The organism is Pseudomonas sp. Lb2C2, from assembly GCF_052112205.1.
Taxonomy (GTDB): Bacteria; Pseudomonadota; Gammaproteobacteria; order Pseudomonadales; family Pseudomonadaceae; genus Aquipseudomonas; species Aquipseudomonas kilonensis.
Window position 1 is genome coordinate 341376 of the sequence record NZ_JAUTYW010000008.1, and the last position, 18138, is coordinate 359513.

Annotated in this window: 16 protein-coding genes; 6 read left to right on the top strand and 10 right to left on the bottom strand. The window is 61.1% G+C overall.

Translation table 11 applies throughout. The features are described 5' to 3' along the window. Positions 1–103: 103 nt before the first annotated feature. Positions 104–1009 carry a 4-hydroxyphenylacetate catabolism regulatory protein HpaA gene (gene hpaA, locus Q7F16_RS24550; protein ID WP_003201623.1) on the top strand — a complete coding sequence of 302 codons (906 nt, stop codon included), beginning with the start codon at positions 104–106 and terminating at the stop codon, positions 1007–1009. Positions 1010–1071: 62 nt separating this feature from the next. Continuing rightward, on the top strand, positions 1072–1494 hold the full coding sequence (hpaR, locus tag Q7F16_RS24555) for a homoprotocatechuate degradation operon regulator HpaR (protein WP_003201625.1): 423 nt from the start codon (positions 1072–1074) through the stop codon (positions 1492–1494). Positions 1495–1633: 139 nt separating this feature from the next. Here the strand turns inward: hpaR and Q7F16_RS24560 are convergent, their stop codons facing one another. The 7 genes from Q7F16_RS24560 to Q7F16_RS24590 form a co-directional block, all read right to left on the bottom strand. Continuing rightward, on the bottom strand, positions 1634–1930 hold the full coding sequence (locus Q7F16_RS24560) for a phage infection protein (protein ID WP_409556649.1): 297 nt from the start codon (positions 1928–1930) through the stop codon (positions 1634–1636). A 197-nt stretch (positions 1931–2127) separates the two neighbouring features. Further along, positions 2128–2907, bottom strand: a complete 780-nt coding sequence (locus Q7F16_RS24565) for a hypothetical protein (protein ID WP_079304407.1) — start codon at positions 2905–2907, stop codon at positions 2128–2130. A 175-nt stretch (positions 2908–3082) separates the two neighbouring features. Next, positions 3083–5086 carry a bacteriophage N4 adsorption protein A gene (locus tag Q7F16_RS24570; RefSeq protein ID WP_409556650.1) on the bottom strand — a complete coding sequence of 668 codons (2004 nt, stop codon included), beginning with the start codon at positions 5084–5086 and terminating at the stop codon, positions 3083–3085. Next, positions 5083–7197, bottom strand: coding sequence for a glycosyl transferase family protein (locus tag Q7F16_RS24575; RefSeq protein WP_079304094.1), 2115 nt, complete (start codon positions 7195–7197; stop codon positions 5083–5085). Before Q7F16_RS24575 ends, Q7F16_RS24570 begins: the two co-directional genes overlap by 4 nt. Before the next feature lie 12 nt (positions 7198–7209). Beyond that, entirely contained in the window at positions 7210–9423 is a 2214-nt protein-coding gene (locus tag Q7F16_RS24580) for a hypothetical protein (protein ID WP_409556651.1), read from the bottom strand. A gap of 38 nt (positions 9424–9461) precedes the next feature. Continuing rightward, positions 9462–10691 (bottom strand): non-hydrolyzing UDP-N-acetylglucosamine 2-epimerase, encoded by a 1230-nt coding sequence (gene wecB, locus Q7F16_RS24585; RefSeq protein WP_409556652.1) that lies wholly within the window; start codon positions 10689–10691, stop codon positions 9462–9464. A gap of 574 nt (positions 10692–11265) precedes the next feature. Continuing rightward, positions 11266–11613, bottom strand: a complete 348-nt coding sequence (locus tag Q7F16_RS24590) for a hypothetical protein (protein WP_409556653.1) — start codon at positions 11611–11613, stop codon at positions 11266–11268. A gap of 18 nt (positions 11614–11631) precedes the next feature. On the opposite strand from Q7F16_RS24590, the gene Q7F16_RS24595 reads away from it, so the two are divergent. The 3 genes from Q7F16_RS24595 to Q7F16_RS24605 are packed head-to-tail and all read left to right on the top strand — an operon-like array spanning position 11632 to position 14544. Further along, a complete protein-coding gene (locus tag Q7F16_RS24595) occupies positions 11632–12192 on the top strand; it encodes a TRAP transporter small permease (protein WP_014338041.1) in 561 nt (186 codons plus the stop codon). Continuing rightward, entirely contained in the window at positions 12189–13469 is a 1281-nt protein-coding gene (locus Q7F16_RS24600; RefSeq protein ID WP_409556654.1) for a TRAP transporter large permease subunit, read from the top strand. Before Q7F16_RS24595 ends, Q7F16_RS24600 begins: the two co-directional genes overlap by 4 nt. Before the next feature lie 55 nt (positions 13470–13524). After that, positions 13525–14544 (top strand): TRAP transporter substrate-binding protein, encoded by a 1020-nt coding sequence (locus Q7F16_RS24605; protein WP_014338043.1) that lies wholly within the window; start codon positions 13525–13527, stop codon positions 14542–14544. Positions 14545–14693: 149 nt separating this feature from the next. On the opposite strand, the gene Q7F16_RS24610 is transcribed toward Q7F16_RS24605, so the two are convergent. From Q7F16_RS24610 to Q7F16_RS24620, 3 genes are read right to left on the bottom strand one after another with little or no spacing between them, the layout of a single operon-like run. Beyond that, entirely contained in the window at positions 14694–15485 is a 792-nt protein-coding gene (locus Q7F16_RS24610; protein WP_014338044.1) for a transporter substrate-binding domain-containing protein, read from the bottom strand. A 55-nt stretch (positions 15486–15540) separates the two neighbouring features. Next, positions 15541–16173 carry a response regulator gene (locus Q7F16_RS24615; RefSeq protein WP_046065454.1) on the bottom strand — a complete coding sequence of 211 codons (633 nt, stop codon included), beginning with the start codon at positions 16171–16173 and terminating at the stop codon, positions 15541–15543. Between the two features lie 31 nt (positions 16174–16204). Then, positions 16205–17566, bottom strand: coding sequence for a cache domain-containing protein (locus Q7F16_RS24620; protein WP_014338049.1), 1362 nt, complete (start codon positions 17564–17566; stop codon positions 16205–16207). 314 nt (positions 17567–17880) lie between these two features. Between Q7F16_RS24620 and Q7F16_RS24625 the strand changes: the two genes are divergently transcribed. After that, positions 17881–18138 (top strand): carbon starvation CstA family protein (locus Q7F16_RS24625; protein ID WP_363807586.1); only part of this gene is annotated, 258 nt, incomplete at its 3' end.

The window sequence follows — 18138 nt, forward strand, 5'->3', positions numbered from 1 at the left end:
GTCAAGCGTGACAGAATGAGCGGGCACTGGTTGCCTTGCCGGATTCGGTGCAGGATGGGTGCGGCAGGTGCCTGGACCAGAATAAGAAAACGAGTACTGCGTGATGACTGACCGTCAGCCGATCCCCAACATCAACATTGGTCAGGTGTACGACCAGCGCTACAGCGACGCCGAAGTGCATTACGATCGACTCGCCAACCTGGCGGATTTTTTCGGTCGCAACATGCCGGTTCATCGCCACGACCGGTTCTTCCAGGTGCACTACGTCAAGAGCGGCACCGTGCGGGTGTATCTCGATGACCAGCAGTACGTCGAATCCGGCCCGATGTTCTTCCTCACACCGCCGACCATTCCCCATTCCTTCGTGACCGAGGCTGACAGTGACGGGCATGTGCTGACGGTGCGCCAGCAATTGGTGTGGCAGTTGATCGACGCCGACCCGAGCCTGGCGCCGGCGGGCGTGCAAATGCCGGCGGCCTGCGTTGCGCTGGCGCAACTGGGGCCCGGGCAGGCGGGGGAGGTGCGGCGGTTGGAATACCTGTTCGAGGAATTGAGCGAGGAGGTGACGGCCGGGCGCCCAGGGCGCAGCGCAGCATTGGACGCTTTGACGCGGCTGATCATGATCAGCCTGTTGCGGCTGTGTTCCAACTCCCTGGAAGCCAGGCCGGCCCGGCATGAAGACCTGAAGATCTTTCACCGTTTCAACGAGTTGATCGAGGCCCACTACCTGCAGCATTGGCCGCTGTCGCGCTACGCCGAAGGCATCGGCGTGACCGAGGCGCGCCTCAATGACGTGTGTCGACGCATCGCCGACCTGCCTTCCAAGCGCCTGATCATGGAGCGGCTGATGCAGGAGGCCAAGCGCCTGTTGTTGTTCACCGGCAGCTCGGCCAATGAAATCTGCTACCAGCTCGGGTTCAAGGACCCGGCGTATTTCAGTCGGTTTTTCCAGCGTTACGCCCAGCTCACGCCGGGGGAGTATCGCCAGCGGCAGTCGGGGCTGCGCTGAGCGCTTGCAGCGCTGTGATAGCGACACTAAGCTGCCGACTCGCCCATCCACACAGTTCGAACATGGCCAACCCCAGACCTTCACTGACCCTGACGCTGTTGCAAGCCCGCGAAGCGGCGATGGCTTTTTTTCGCCCGGCGCTGAACCAGCATGACCTCACGGAACAGCAATGGCGGGTGATCCGTATCCTGCATCAGCAAGGGGAGCTGGAAAGCCATCAGCTCGCTCACCAGGCGTGCATCCTCAAGCCGAGCATGACCGGTGTGCTCAGTCGCCTGGAGCGTGACGGTTTGGTGCGGCGGCAAAAGTCCAGCCAGGATCAGCGGCGGGTCTTTGTCGGGCTGACCGAGCGCGGCCAGCAGTGCTTTGTGTCCATGAGCGAGGGCATGGAAAGCAACTATCGACGGATCGAAGAACAGTTCGGCGAGGAAAAGATGCAGCAACTGCTCGCGTTGCTCAATGAGCTGAAGAACATCAAGCCTTGAGCCGACCTGTCAGGCACTCACAGCGAGGCTGCGATCTTTCCACTGCTCATTGAGTCGAAAGCTCAAGATCAAAAGATCGCAGGCTTCGCCAGCTCCTACAGAGTCGAGCGAGAGTAAGCGCCATTGCCACAAAATCGCTTCAAACCGTGCTGCGTTCACGCAACTCCTGCAACCGATCAGCCCCGCCCTCGGCCACGCGATTCTCGAGCAAGCGATCGGAACCACCTTCAGCCACACGATTCTCGCGCAAGCGATCGGAACCACCTTCAGCCACACGGTTCTCGAGCAAACGATCAGACCCGCCTTCAGCCAGCTGTCGCGCCTGGTTGTGAGTCGATGCACTGGCTTCGGTAGCCGAGGCGACATTGGCCAGGCCGACACCGCCAACCAGTGTCAGGGCAATAGCCAGGGACGATACTTTCGAGAGATTGAACATGGTGATTCTCCTTGCGCTTGATTGAGTGGGCCGTGGCAGCGAAGGTTGCTGTCCGGTGATCACAGTTAAACGCGCGGATGTATCGACGATGTGTGCCAGGAGAGGGCGAAATCCATTGTTTCGTATCAGTCGGCATTTCAGATACAGACCGATACAAACTCAGTCAGCGCGGGCAAGCGGCTAGCTTCAAACCTTGTTCAAGGCAGGGCCAGGGCTTGTTTCAACTGGTCCACCAACGTTGGCGTCATGTAGTGCGGCCCGTCGAACAGATAGAGCGGATAGCCTGCATAGGCCGCCAGTTGTGGCTTGAGTTCGTCGACCGTGGCGGAGCGGAAGCCACCGCCGTATTGGGGGCGGAAGGCTTCGACGATGATTCGCACGCGATCCTGGCCAAGCCGATCGCGCAGGGCATCGGCGTAGGTCCGGGCAACCGGGGCGGTGCGGGCATAAACGCCGACACCGTCCTGGAAAAACACGCCGATGTCGTTCGGCAACCATTGCTTGAGCCAGTCGGCGGTAGCGGCGGGGCCGATATTGGCGCCGTCGTAGACGCTGATCCACAGCGGGCGCGGCAGCTTGGCCAGCAGGGCTGGCAGCTCCGTGGCGCCCGACCAGCTGGGGTCGACCTCCGCCGGAAAGTACCAACCGGTGACATGCAAGGGCGTCGGCAACCCGGCAATGCGCTCTGACAGCGCCGCCAGTTGCTCGATGTTTTCTCGCGAGCGGTTCTCGCTGAAATAGCCGGCCAGCCCGAGGATGACATCCTGGGCCCAGGGCGCCTTGGCAATGCGCGCCCAGTCGGGCAGTACCGGTACGCTGGGCAGGCCCGTTCCGGACACGAAGGCCTGGTCGTCCACCACGGTCCATTGCACCAATAGCTCGTGCACCCCCAGTTTTTCCCAATTGCCGCTGATGCCGACGGTCTGGTTGTCCGGCTGCCAGGCGATGCCGACGATGTTCGGTGTCGTGGTGGTCATTATGTAGTACGTCCCTGTACCTGCGCTGAGGAGCGCGGCCACAAACAGCGCCGCGATGGTCTTGCGATTGATGAACTTTGCGAAGCTATTCAAACAAGTCCCTTCTGGATGCAGTGTAGTCGCGGCTCGGCAAGGCGAGCCGCTTTTCGTGCCGACGGGCCGAACATCACCGTGCTCAATAGGAGTAGGTCAGGCGGGCGAACACGCCTTTGGCGCGATCCTCGCCAAACACCCTGGCCCGGTATTGCAGGGACAGGTCCACATAGGAGCGTGGTGCGTTGTAGGCGTCTTCCCGGAACCAGTAACGTACGTTGTTTCCTATCCCGATCCCCCCGGCGTCGCCGGAAGAAAAGCCGCCGTCGGCTTCGCTCTTCATCTTGGAATCGTAGTCGATCGCCGCGACGACATGGGGGAAGGCCACCCAGCGCGAGCCGGTCCCGCCGATGGCATAGCTGCGGCCCACTTGCCATTCGCTGTTGAAGTAGTTCCGTGAGTCGTTGATGTAGTGGCCGACCTCGGCGTACAGCTGCGAGGTCCACCAGCTCGGCACATCGACCCGCAGATCGGTGCCGATACTCGAACCGTAGCCCAGCCGCACCAGCCAGTCACCGTCGACATTGGAAGAACCCAGCGGGAAGGTCCGTTCAAGGGCGGCCATGATGTTGACCGAACTGAAGGGCTTGACTCGCACGCCGAGGGCGCCTTGCAAGGCATCCGCGCCCGTGTCCGAATCGCTGTTATTGCTCCACAGGGTGTCGGTGATGCGTCCGTAGAGTTCGACAAAGCGGCCATTGCGATAGCCCAGCGGACGCCACGACAGTTCGGTGCTGTTTTGCAGCAGGTCATTGCTTTCGCTATCGCTGCTGCTGGTGCCCGGGGCGGCGCTCAGGCCACTGGAACTGCTGCCGCGATAGCTGGTGGTGCTGGTCAGGCCGAGTCTGCGCGATACATCGCCCACGGTGCGACGGGTATCGAACAGCTGTTGCGCGGACAGGGGCGACGCAGCGGTTTTTTGCCCATCGATGACGCGTTTGAAGTAGGCCACGGCTTCATCGTCTTCATGGACTCGCATGGCGTTGTAGGCGGCGTCCTGGGCGGGTGCCGGTGCCAGTCGCGCGGTGGCGTCCGCCTTGCGGAACGCGGCATGGGCTGCTTCGTCGTCGCCGGCCCGAACCCAATCATAAGCTAGCTGCAGATCACTCACCGGAGCCTGCTCGCCGGTGTTACCCGGCGAGATGGAACAGGTCAGACCGTAGGTGCTTTCCTGGCATAGCAGCACGGGTGGTGAGGATTGGGCCTGGGCGGAGCGGATGTCACGGGCTTCCCCTGCCGACAGGCCCGCAAGACTCTGGGCGTGGTGAAGATCGTCCTGGGCCGCCTGCGTCTTGCCCTGGCGGTTACGGGCATAGCTGCGCAGGATCCACGGCGCGGCTTGGCGATCGTCCAGTACCAGCGCGGCAGAAGCGGCCTGTTCGGCACCCACGTCAGCCTTCGCCGCCAGCAGCGCACTGATGAGCAACTGCTGGTTGGCGGTGATTTCCGGGGCCCAGGCCACGGCTTTGCGCGCCTGATCCACGGCCAGGGCTACGTTGCCTTGCACCAGCGCGCGATAGCCCTGGGTCGCCAGTGGCACGGCCAGTTGCCGGCGAATGGCTTTGCGGCGCATCAACAACGTGTTGTCGTTGGCAAAGACGCGAAGTGCATCGGTGGTGGCCAGGTCGGCTTCTTCCAAGTGTTGCTGGCGCTGCAAGGAATCGATCAGCAACAGGCGATATTCACGGCGCCGGGGAGCCTGGGTGACAGCCTTGCGGGCCGATTGCGCAGCCAGGCCGAATTGTTCGCGGTCATAGGCCTTGAACCCTTGGGACGCGGCGACGAAACCCGGTGCTGCGCCAGCGGGACGAGACACGGCCAGGGACCGGGGCTGGTCGCGCCGTTTCTTGTCCCGTTCGGCCAATTCAATCAAGGTGTTCAGGCGCGTCACATCGGCCCGCTGGCGCAGGGCCTCGCGTGCCTTGGCGATGGCCAGGTCGTAATCCTTGCGTTCGTAGGCGCTGTAGGCTTCGTTGGCGGCGGTGTAGGCCGGGCCGGACAATGGCAGCGGCAACGTTTCGGCAAGCGCAAACGCAGGTATCAGGCTCAGCCCCGTGGCCAAAAGGGTCAGGAAGCGGCGGTTCATGCCGGGAGCTCCGTTGGGTAGAGATTGTGCTGACGGGCCACGGCCTGTTCGATCGTCGCGCGTGGCAGCACACCGCTGTCGACCAGGTAATCGCCGATACGGCCGTGGTGTTGCGGCCGGTACTGGAGCATGACGCGACTGAACTCGTCGCGATCGAGCTGGCCCATTTCGATCAGCAAGTCGCCCAGCAGCGGCGCTCGGGCATTGGGCACGGCATGACCATTGCGCGCAGGCAGCTTGCGCAACAGCGCGAGAATTTCACTTTCCCGGGCGATCAGTTGCACCGGCTCGCTGCCCAGTGCAGCGCTGACCTGTCGCAGGCCTTCGTCGGGCAAGGGGTTGGCAACGGCGATCTGTTCGCGGCCCTCGCTGTTGGGTCCCAGGGACACGACTCGCCAGCGCAAGGCAAACTCGGGACTTAGCGTGGATGTCGAGGCAGCAGCTTTTTCAGCGACGTCAAAGACCCGTGGCAGGTCATTCTGGAACGCGATGGCTTCGGCCAGGGTTTCATCGTCCAGCCAGCCGTTATTGAGCAGAATTCGCCCCAAAGGCACGTTGCGCGATTGTTGTTCGTGGAGGGCGCTTTGCAGGGCCGTGTCGGTGATGGCCTGCCAGGACAGCAACACGCTGCCCAGGCGGCGTGGCGCGATGGCGACCAGGTCGGTGGAAGGGAAATCGTGCATGGTCTTGTCCCAGACCAGCTTGCGATTCATTACCTTGCCCACCAGGAACATACGCCAGGCCCGGGAAGCGGCCATGAAGTTGACGAAGTTGCCTACCAGCATGCGGGGCATGGACAGCAAGCCATGCTGCCAGCCGTACAGCACGGCGGTGAAGTAATAGCGGTGCAGGATTCGCCAGACCAGTGCGACGCCATTGGCCAACAGCAGGTATTTGATCAGGTCATTGCTTTCGAACGGCGTAGGGAAGGTGACGTCCCACAAACCGCTGTGGCGCAGGACGATCAAGCCCAGCAGTTGCACCAGAATAACGTAGGCAATGATGCTCACGAACGCCGTCACCACACCCTTGCGGTCGCGAAACAGCAGGTATCGGTTGGCCAGCGAGCCGTTCCAGCCCATCTGCTCCCAGCCTTGCAAGCCGATGCCCAGGGTCCAGCGAGCCTTCTGCCGGAAGGCGGTGCGGAACGTGTCCGGGAAAAACTCGCGCACGCACAGCGGCATGGTCAGGGTCGATTCGTAGGGTTTGCGGAACCAGGATTTGCGCAGCACCCGGAACTGCACCGGGAAACGTACGAAAATCGCATTCATGCCAACCTTGGCCAAGCGCGCGCCAACGTCGTAGTCCTCGGTGAGGCTGTCGGTGTTGAATGGCTGGTTTTCGGTTTCACCGGCCAGCACCCGTAGGGCGCGATGGGAAAAGCAGGTGCCGACGCCGGCCGAGGGCACGGTGTCGGTCATGCTTTCACGCACCACCAGGTCCTTGCCGTGCCATTCGGCGAACTCGTCCATGTAGACGCCTGCCACCCATTCGTACCAGTTGCGCTCCAGCGACACCACCGGCAATTGGATCATGTCCTTGCGCGGCAACAGGTAGTTGAACAGACGCAGTTCCAGCGGGTGCAGCACGTCCTCGCTGTCGTGCAGGACGACGCCGGCGAAGGTCATGCCATGGGTTTTCTCATGCAGGAAAATCGCCTGGATCACCCAGTTCAGGCAGTCGGCCTTGCAGGTTGGCCCGGCATGGGGCACTTCCACGCGGTGCAGTTGTTTGTAGCGCCGGCGCATCCGCTCGACTTCGTCGATGGTGCGCTGGTCGTTGATGTACGTACCGACGAAGACCACGTAGTTCTGGTAGTCGAGTGTCGACACCATGTTCTCGATCATCGGTGCGATGACGTCGTATTCCAGCCAGGCCGGCACCATGATCGCCAGGGGCTGTTCGTCCCGGGCCAACAATTGCTCGACGGTCAGCGGCCGGTAGCGGCGGTCCACGGTGAACTTGCGGTACAGGCGACGAGACCAGTACCACAGGTCAATGATCAGATCGTCCAGGCTGGAGATCAGGATCAGCACCGCGACCACGATGGTCGCGATCTCCAGATAGTTGTAGTAATGGGCCAGCCAATAGGGCCAATAAAGCGACGTCATCGAAGGGTACCGTTACTGGCGATTGCGACGGGCGCTACGGCCTGCCAGCAACAAGAGGAGGAACAGGACAATGGCACCCGGAATCAGCCAGAGCAGCGAAGGTTTACGCCAGGCGTCCAGGCCCTTGGGTTCTTCGCGGCCGACCAGCAGGCTACCGCTTGGGTCTTGGGCATCGAAGATCGCCACGGCGCCGTTGTTGCCCAGAATCGCCACGTCACCACGGGTCAGCACAATCGGCTTGGCCAGGCTTGGCGGCTGGTTGCCCAGGGCCCGGTAGACCAGGCCATGTTGGCCTGCGCTCTGCACCACTTGCAGCGAGGCCAATTGGTTGAGGGGTTGTACGTCCAGCAGCACCTGGTCCTTGTGGTTGATGCGCAGGCGACCTTGCTCATCGACCTGGACCGATTCCTGGCTGTCCTTGAGCGGCAACTCGAAGGCCAGGAAGGCTTTGTCCGGGCTGATGACGGCTTTTGGATCAGCGCTGACCTTGAGCTGCGCGTGCAGCGGCGATACACCGCTGGTGTCGGCCACCGAAATGACCCGCGCCAGGCTGCTGGCCGGTTGATCGAGGTAGGCCTGGGGCACCAGGATCTGGGTGTCCACGGCGAAGCGTGCGGCCATGCCGGAGAAGTCGTCGTCCAGCGAGGTTTTTTCCAGGACGATATGGCTGGTCGGCAGGACCGACACCGGGAAGGCTTGCGGCGTTTCCAGGCAGCGGTCGCTGACCGGCTGGCGCTGGAACGATACGCGCAAGGTGTTTTTCGAGCCCAGGGCGTAGCGCGGGATGTGGGCCTGGATGCGCTGCGGCTCACCGTTGGCGGTCAGTTGCTGCGCGCCGATCAGGAAATCATTGAAAAACAGCGAGGCCACCGGTGCTGTAGGGGACGCCCCTGGGGCCGCGGAAACGTCCACCACGGCGATGACGGGCAGGCGACCGTCGTACGCCACGCTGCCCAGGGGGAACGAAGTGCTCCAGTCGAATCGCGAGGCCACGTCGAAGTTGCCGGGGGCGCCACCCAGTCGCGACAGGGCCACACGGCCATCGTCGCTCAACGGTGTTTGCGCTTCGCTCACGGTCATTTGGCGACTTTTCGCCAGTTTGCTCCAGGCTGTACCGAGCAGCGACAAGGCTTTGCCGGTGGATTGCGGGGCGATCATCAGGACCGGGCGAGTGCCCAGCAGCGCCAGGCGTACGCTGTCGGTGCCGGCGCTCGCCAGCGCTGCGTTGACGTGCTGTTCGCGCCATTGGGTCAGTGCGCTGGCTGCCGTTGTGTCGAGGCCCTGGACCTGGCTTTGCAAGGCATCCAGGGATTGGTTGATGGCCTTGAGCAGTTCCGGGTCGTTGATCGCCAGATCAGCCTGTACGTTCGGGGTCTGGCCCAACACCAGCAGTGCGCCGATCTCGGCCGGGTTGGCCAAGGTGTGCGGGCCTTTGCCGTTGAGGCTGGCGAAGGCCGGAATGCTCAATAACTCGGCAGGGATGCGCAGGCCGCTCAAGTCCACGCCGTCCTGCACGACAGGGAAGGGCAGGATGCGGCTGTGTTTACCGATGCGCTCCAGCGCCACGCCCAGGCGCCAGGCCGAGTCGTAGCTGGCGGCGGACAACGAGCCGGGGGCGACGAGAATGCCGGGCTCGCCGGGCAGGGCCGCCCAGGCCGCACCGACGTCGCGCAACTGGCTGGCGTCGTAGCTGTAGTTCAGGCGCGTCTCGGGTTGGATACGCAGCACATTGCCGATGACCCGATCGTCTTCGCACAACGGCCGAGACACCACCGAGGACCAGGCAATGCCCAGGCGCACCAGGCCGTTGTCACGCGCGGCCTTGTCGACGCCGAGTGTGGCGCTGGCATCGCCTTGTGCCTCGCTGAGCCCTTCGGCGCGCACCGGGTAGCCGTCGAGTGACAGCAGAAGGGTGTTGCGACCGCCTTCGCCATTGAGGTAGCTGGCGTCCAGTTGCAGCGTCGCGTTCTCGAGGGCAACACCGGCGGGCACCGGCAGGTAGAGCTCGCGGCGGGCGTCGCTGGCGCTCAAGAGGATCGGCGCCGTGATGCCCAGGTCGCTCAAGCGCACCTCACGCGTCTGGCGGGTATCGGCGTTGAGTCGATGAATGGCCTGGGTCAGCGGGCTGTCCGCGGCCAGGGCAAAGGTCGGCATGAGCGCGAGCAGGCTCAAGCCACAGGCAAGGGCGCTGAGCGCACCCGTAGGGAGGGCAACGGAAGGCTTCATTCAGGCAAGTCTCGATCTGATAAGAGAAATAGCAGTGGTCAGTTGAAATCGGCGAGCAACTCGCGTGGCTCGGACAGGGACGGAGCGGCCGGTTGCTGCCGTGCAGGCAGCGGGGCTACGACGAAGTCGTCGGCCGGACGCCCCATCAGGGTATCGACGATGCGTTGGCTGGCCTTGCCGTCGCCATAGGGGTTGGCCGCCTGCGAGGCGCGGCGCCATAACGCGTCATCGTCGAACAGCGCATCCACGCCGGCGATGATCGATGCCGGCGAGGTGCCAACCAGGCGCACCGTGCCCGCCGCCACCGCTTCAGGGCGTTCAGTGACATCGCGCATCACCAGCACCGGTTTGCCCAGGGACGGCGCTTCTTCCTGCACGCCACCGGAGTCGGTGAGGATGACATGGGCGTGTTGCATCAGGCGCACGAACGCCAGGTAGTCCTGCGGTTTGATCAAATGCACATTGAGCAACTCGCCCAATTGTTCGGTCACCGGGCCCAGGACGTTGGGATTGAGATGCACCGGGTAGACGATCTGGATATCCGGCCGCTGGGCCAGGTGACGCAAGGCCTTGCAGATGTCCAGGAAACCCTCGCCGAAGTTCTCCCGGCGGTGACCGGTCACCAGCAGCAACTTGCGTCCGGTTTGCAGGAACGGGAACTGTTGGTCCAGTTCGCCACGCAACCGGGCATCGTCATTGATGCGCCGGGCCGTCAGTTGCAGTGCGTCGATCACGGTGTTGCCGGTCACCAGGCAACGGCCTTGCAGGCGTTCGCCCAGCAGCTTGTCGCGCGATTGTCCGGTGGGGGCAAACAGCAGGTCGGCGCTGAGGTCGATGCACCGGCGGTTCATTTCTTCCGGCCAAGGACTGTAGATGTCACCGGTGCGCAGGCCGGCTTCCACATGGCCGACGGGGATGCGTCGATGGAAGGCGGCCATCGACGCGACCATGGCCGAAGTGGTATCGCCGTGGACCAGCACCCGATCCGGCCGGGTCTGTTCCAGCACCGGGTCGATGGCTGCGTACAACGCGGCAGTCAGGGAGTTGAGTGTCTGGTGCGGCGTCATCACGTCGAGGGTGAAATCGGCCTTGAGATCGAACAGATCCAGGACCTGCTTGAGCATGCTCTGATGCTGGCCGGTGACGCAGATCAGCGACTCAATGCCCGGTTCGGCGGCGAGGGCCTTGACCAGGGGCGCCATCTTGATGGCTTCCGGACGGGTACCGAAGATCGAGAGAACCTTGATTCGTGGATGATTAGTTGCCATGACGCCCTTCCTTGCGCAATTTGCTGCGCCGCACAACAGCCCACTCGGACGCGATGAGGCGTTCGAGTAAGTAAGCGATTTAAGTTTTAAGTAGTAGCCCGTTGTCAGACAGCGGTTTGACGTACACAGGAAGTGACGCGGTAGCATCTTGAAAATCGGGGCGGCAGATTAATAGCATTAAAGATCATGAGTGCAAAGGTTTAATGTGCGAAGTTCTATTAATAATTTTTTAGAGGGGTGTTTGGAAGTGGGGTTTGAGAGTTTTGTTGTTGTTGCTGGCAGGTAAATTAATTATTGATTTTAAAGGATTTTTTGTGTTGTTAGATGGCTGGTATATGCGCGCCAGGTGTTAAGGTGAACGGTGCTGTGGTTTTTTTGACGCCGAATAGTTGCTTGTTGAATAGGCGGTGTGTCATCGAAATGGCGCCTGTAAATCGTCGGGAGGTTACTCGCTTAGAAGGTTGGTTAGTTGTGTGTGAAGTTTGTGTTTTAGCGAAAGTTCAATTTAATTCGAGTTTTTATATTAATAAGTCGGAGGGATGTTTCTGTCGCCAGGGCCCACTCGGCAGAGTCGTTACTTATAAATAAGAAAGGTTGCCTGGAACCGCCCCATCCCAATCCAGGTGGCAATAAATCGTACGCCCGGTCCGACCGATAATCGCACGCTTTGTGTTGCACACCTGCCTGGCTTATTGACCAAACTAACCGGGTGGTACATTTTATCGGCAATCAGTCTTGTCCAACGTGACCAAGACCATAATAAAAATAGAGGAATACTCATGCCTTTGCGTTTGCGAGCACCCCATTTCCCCTTGATCCGTTGTTCCAGCCCTGGAGCATCTTCCAGCCTCTCAGGTTCGATCCGATAGCGGCCACGCTGTTTGCGGTCTTTTCGCGCCAGCGGGATGTCGGCGCTCGACAAGCCTCGGAGTTCTTCAAAATGACAAAAGTCGTCGATCTGTATTTCAAGCTGTTGAAGCTGCTGATTGTGTTGTGCATGGTCGCGATGATCGTGCTGGTGTTCGGCAATGTGGTGCTGCGCTATGCCTTCAACTCTGGCATCAGTGTGTCGGAGGAGTTGTCGCGCTGGTTCTTCGTCTGGATGATTTTTCTCGGTGCCCTGGTGGCGCTCAAGGACCGTGCTCACCTGGGCATGGACAGCCTGGTCAGGCGCTTGCCGCCGGCCGGCAAGCGTATCTGCCTGGTCATCAGCCATCTGCTGATGCTGTACATCTGCTGGCTGATCTTCAGTGGCAGTTGGCAACAGGCCGCGATCAATCTGAATGTCGTCGCCCCTGCCTCAGGATTGTCCATGGCGCTGTTCTATGGTGCTGGCCTGGTGTTTGGCGCAAGTGCCGCAGCGATCCTGTTCTACGAGCTCTACCTGGCGCTGTTTGGCAAGCTCGGGGATAACGAGCTGGTGATGGTCAAGGCCAACGACGCCGAGGTAATCACACATAACCCCGCCACCCCTGACCCCATCAAGAGTACCCGCCCATGACACTGGTTATTTTCCTCGGGTCCTTGATTGGCAGCATGGCACTGGGCATGCCCATTGCGTTTGCCTTGCTGGTGGTCAGCGTGGCGTTGATGTTCTACCTGGATCTGTTTGACGCGCAAATCATTGCCCAGAACCTGCTCAACGGCGCGGACAGCTTCCCGCTGATGGCCGTGCCGTTCTTCATGCTGGCTGGCGAAATCATGAACGTCGGTGGCCTGTCCAAACGCATCGTCAACATCGCCATGGCGCTGGTGGGGCACAAGCGTGGTGGCCTCGGTTATGTGGCGATCATCGCGTCCTGCCTGCTGGCGTCGCTCTCCGGTTCGGCCGTGGCCGATGCGGCGGCGCTGGCGGCGTTGCTGGTGCCGATGATGGTGCTGGCCGGGCACAACCGGGCGCGCTCGGCGGGTTTGATTGCCGCCGGTGGCATTATCGCGCCGGTCATTCCCCCGAGCATTGGCTTCATTGTCTTTGGCGTGGCGTCCGGTGTGTCGATTTCCAAGTTGTTCCTGGCCGGTATCGTGCCGGGGATCATGCTCGGAATGGCGCTTGCCGTTGCCTGGTGGTTCGTCTCCCGCAGCGAGAATGTCAAGACGCCACCCAAGCAATCCCGTACCGAGGTCCTGCGGGCACTGGTCGAGGGCAGCTGGGCCATGGGCTTGCCGATCATCATTATTTTCGGCCTCAAATTCGGCATTTTCACCCCGACAGAAGCGGCAGTAGTGGCGGCGGTCTATTCGCTATTCGTCTCCCTGGTGATCTACCGGGAAATGAAAGTCAGCCAGTTGTACGAGGTGATCCTGTCCTCGGCCAAGACCACCTCGGTGGTGATGCTGCTGGTCGCCGCCGCCATGGTGTCTTCCTGGCTGGTGACCATTGCCGACCTGCCGGGCCAATTGGCGGCGGTGCTCGAGCCGTTCATGGACACCCCGACCCTGCTGCTGGTGGTGATCATGCTGATGATCATCCTGGTCGGTACGGTCATGGACATGACGCCAAGCATCCTCATCCTCACACCGGTGTTGATGCCGGCGATTACCCAGGCGGGCATCGACCCGGTTTACTTCGGCGTGTTGTTCCTGATCAACACCGCCATCGGCCTGATTACCCCGCCCGTGGGCACTGTGCTCAACGTGGTGAGCGGGGTTTCCAAGCTCAATATCGAAGAAATCGTTCGTGGCGTGTGGCCGTTCCTGCTAGCGCAACTGGCGGTGCTGTTCCTGTTGGTCCTGTTCCCGCAACTGGTCCTGGGACCCCTGAAATTCTTCACCGGTTAATGCCGGTGCAAGCCGTAGTAGCTCGACTTAAAAACAATAATGATCGGAGAGTGACATGGGACAACTGATGAAAACCCTGTTGGCCGGGGCGTGCGCAACGGGACTGCTGCTGGGTAGCGTGGTCAGTCACGCAGATGAAATTCGCGAGCGCACCCTGCGATTTGCGTTCCAGAACGTCAAGGAGCATCCACAAGGGCAGGGCGCGCAGAAGTTCGCCGACCTGCTCAGCGAAAAGAGCGGTGGCAAGATCAAGGTCCGCCTGTTCCCCGGCGGTACCCTGGGCGGCGACGTGCAAACGGTGTCGGCGTTGCAGGGCGGCACGCTGGACATCACCGTGCTCAACTCCGGCATCCTGGCCGCCCAGGCGCCGGATTATGCCATGCTCGATTTCCCGTTCCTGTTCAACAACGTCGAGGAAGCCCATGCGGTCATCGATGGGCCGGTCGGGCAGAAACTGGCCGCGCAACTGGACAGCAAGGGGCTGGTAGGGTTGGGTTATTGGGACCTGGGTTTCCGTAACCTGACCAACAGCAAGCACCCGGTGACCAAGCTTGAAGACATGCAGGGCCTGAAAATTCGCGTCATCCAGTCGCCGATCTACCTGGAAACCTTCTCCGCCCTGGGCGCCAACCCCGTGCCGATGGCGTTCCCCGAGGTCTACACCGGCCTTGAGCAGCACACCATCGACGGCCAGGAAAACCCCTTCACGGTGATCGAGGGCAACAAGTTCTACGAGGTGCAGAAGTATCTTTCCGTCACGGGCCATATCTTCAACCCGCAGTCGTTGATCATCAGCCAGAAAACCTGGAACCGCCTCAACGACGATGAAAAGACAATGATTCGCGCGGCCGCGGCCGAGGCGCAAATATTCCAGCGTGAAGTCACGGCGGCGGGCATGGACAAGGCCAAGGCGACTTTGGCCGGTGCGATGACCGTGAATGAAATCACCCCAGAGGAGAAAGATCGCTTCCGCGAGCGTGTGAAGCCGGTGATCGACAAGTTCGCCAAATCCCTGGATGGCGACCTGGTGAAGACGATGTACGAGGAGATCGCCAAGGTGCGGGCCGCGCAGTGAGGCGGATAGGTCAGTCCTGAACAGGCCCGACGCTGTGTGGGAGCGAGCTTGCTCGCGATAGCGGTATGTCAGCCAAGATCAACGTGGCTGACCTGACGCCATCGCGAGCAAGCTCGCTCCCACAGTTTTTTTGTTTCGTCAGCGAACGGTTATTGGGCGGCCGGCACCGCCAGCCACTGCCCAATCACTTTCTGGTAGCTGCCATTGGCCTTGCTCAGGTGCAGCCACTGATCGACGTACATCTTCCAGGTGTTGTCATCGCGAGGCAGCAGGTAGGCCTTCTCGCCATATTGCAGGTAGCGGGTCGGGTTGACCGCGCACAGGCCAGGCTTGAGTTTTTGCTGGTAGAGCGCTTCAGACGCGTCGGTAATCATTACATCGGCTTTCTTGTCCAGCAGTTGCTGGAAGATGGTCACGTTGTCGTGGAAGCTGAGCTGGCCGTTGGGCAGGAACGCCCGGACGAAGGCTTCGTTGGTGCCGCCGGCCGGCTCGACAAGACGTACCGAAGGCTGGTTCATCTGCTCGATGGTCTGGTAACGCTCCTGGTCTTCGCAACGCACCAGCGGGATCTTGCCATCCACGTCCAGGGTGTCACTGAAATAGGCTTTCTTCTGGCGTTCCAGCGTCACCGAAATCCCACCCATGCCGATGTCGCATTGACCGGCAACCATATCCGGCATCAGGGTTTTCCAGGTGGTCTGCACCCATTGCACCTTGACGCCCAGGCTGGCAGCCAGCGAGCGCGCCATGTCGATGTCGATGCCTTCGTATTCGCCGGTTTGGGTTTTAAAGGTATAGGGCTTGTAGTCGCCGGTGGTACACACCTTCAGTTCGCCGCGTTGCAGGACCTGATCCAGCAGCGAGGGGGCCGGCTCGGCCAGGGCGCTGCCGCAGAGCGCCAACAGGCCGCAGAGCGTCATCGAGCTTGTTATGGTTTTCATAGTGATTGGACGTCTCGCAAGGGAAGGGGACAAGACCGGGGAGTGTAGCAAGGGCCTAGCGCGAAATGATCCCGTGGTCGATCGCGTATTTCACCAGGGCCGCCGGCTTGTCGATATTCAGCTTGCGGCGGATGCTCAGGCGATGGGTTTCGACGGTGCGTACGCTGATGTCCAGTTCACGGGCCATTTCCTTGTTGTTCAGGCCCTGGACCATTTTGTACAGCACCTGGCTTTCCCGTGGCGTCAGTTCGTTGTCGGTGTGCGGGTCAGTGGCGAGTCGCTGGGCGATCTCGGCACTGTAGAAAGTGCCGCCGCTGATGATGGCTTCGATGGCCGCGATGATTTCCCGCGACGGCGCGTTCTTGAGCACATAGCCGCTGGCACCGGAACGTACGGACTCGCTCACGTACTCATGATTGTCGTACATGCTGAGGATGAGGATCTTGAGGCTGGGGTATTGCTTGCCCAGCAGCCGGGTCAGCTCGAGCCCGTTCTTGTCCTTGAGACCGATGTCCATCAGCAGCAAGTCCGGTTGGCAGCGACCGACCATTTCGATTGCTTGCGCGCCGTTCTCGGCTTCGCCGACCACATCCAGTTGCGGCATCACCGACAGCAAGGCCCTGATGCCGTCGCGGACCAGGGAGTGATCATCGACCAGCGCGACGCGAATCACGGGAGGCAGGTTCATCGGCAAGTGCTCTTGTTGGAGTGGGCGCGCATCAGCTTTGCGTGACCGAGAGGTTCATGGGCAGCAGGATGTCCAGTTCGCTTCGTCCCGGTACCGAGGTCACTTCCAGGCGTCCACCGAAATGCTCGACCCGTTCGCGGATATTACGCAGGCCGATGCCGGCATGGCCGCGTTCCACTTGCGGGACGTTGAAGCCCATCCCATCATCGACCACCGTCAGGCGCAAGGACTGGCTGGAGCCGAACAGGGTGATGCCGACGCTTTTGGCCCCGGCATGGCGCTCGATATTGGTCAGGGCTTCCTGGGCAATGCGGAACAGCGAGACAGGGGCACCATTCTCCAGGCGGCAATCGAATTCGTTGCTTCGATAGGAGACTTCCAGCCCGCTGCGCTGTTGGAATTCGCTGGCAAGCTGGCCGATGGCGGCGGGCAGGCCCAGGGTGTCGAGCAAGGACGAGCGCAAGTCGTGGGAGATACTACGGATCTCGCCGATGGCTTCGCCCAGCCGGTCGGTTGCATTCTTGAGGATGCCCAGGCCGTTTTCCTGGCCATTCTCCAACACGTGGCTGGCCAGTTCGAACTGGAACTTTATCGACACCAGCAGTTGGCTGATGCCGTCGTGCAGTTCGCGAGACACTCGCGAGCGTTCTTCTTCCTGCAAACTGACGATGCGCTGGTTCAGGCGCTGCAGCTTTTTGTCGGCCAGGCGATGTTCGCTGACGTTGAGGGTCATGCCGCCAGCGAACACCAGCAGGACCGCCACCAACGCGATAGCGGCGATGGCTTGCATGGTGGTATGGATGCCATGGGCGACTTCGTCACGGGCTTGCTGGGTGGCGCGCTCAACGTCCTCCAGGTAAATCCCGGTGCCGAGCATCCAGCCCCATTTGTCCAGCATCACGACATAGGCCAGCTTGTCGGTCACCTGGCCGGAGGAGGGCTTGTTCCAGGCGTAGCGCTGGAACCCTTCGCCTGACTCGGCGCTTTTGATCAGCGCCTGGATGACCGGTAGGCCGTGGGGGTCCTTCATGTCCCAGAGGTACTGCCCCACCAATTCCGACTGGCGGGCATGCATGAGGCTGCGGCCCTGGCGGTCGTACACGAAAAAGTAACCGTTGATGCCGAAGCTGAGCTTGCGCAGTTCTTCCAGGACCTGCTGTTGCGCGCGCTCGTCTCCCCGGCCATTGTCATACAGCGGGGCGATCAGGCTCTGCGCCATCTCGACATAGTTCTTCAGCTCGGCACGCTTGCTCGCCAGGATGCTGTCTTCGATCAGTTGCGCCTGCTGATCGCCCAACTGGCGATTGAGCGAGATCACCAGGGCACAGATGACCGCGATGGCCAGGACCAGCGGCAAAATCCCGAGGGCGACGATTTTGTGTTTGAGCAGCATCTGTACTCCTGTCCGGACTCGGCGGGGAGGCGAATGGCGGCATCATATGCCAAACCCATGGATGAGGCATAAAACCTGTGGCGCAAGACATGTGGGAGCAAAGCTTGCTCGCGATGCAGGCGCCGCGGTGTATGAAAGACCGTATTGACTCTATCGCGGACAAGCCTTGCTCCCACAGGAGGAATTGGGGGTCTACGTAGTACTACGGATTTATTTATTGACCCATTGCAGGGATATTGGGCCGGCTCCGAATAGCCGGGGCACACTATAAAAACAATCGCCGCAATCCACTGGATATCGGCAGGAGACACGCAATGACAACCCGTCTGGTTAAACACCTCGCCTGGTTTGCCGTCGCCGTTCTGGGGGCCTGTGCGTTGAGTGTCGTGGCCTTGCGCCGCGGCGAACCCATCAACGCCCTCTGGATCGTCGTCGCAGCCGTGGCCATCTACCTGGTCGCCTACCGCTACTACAGCCTCTTCATCGCCAACAACGTGATGCAACTCGATGCGCGCCGGGCCACCCCCGCCGTGCTCAACAACGATGGCCTGGACTATGTCCCGACCAACAAA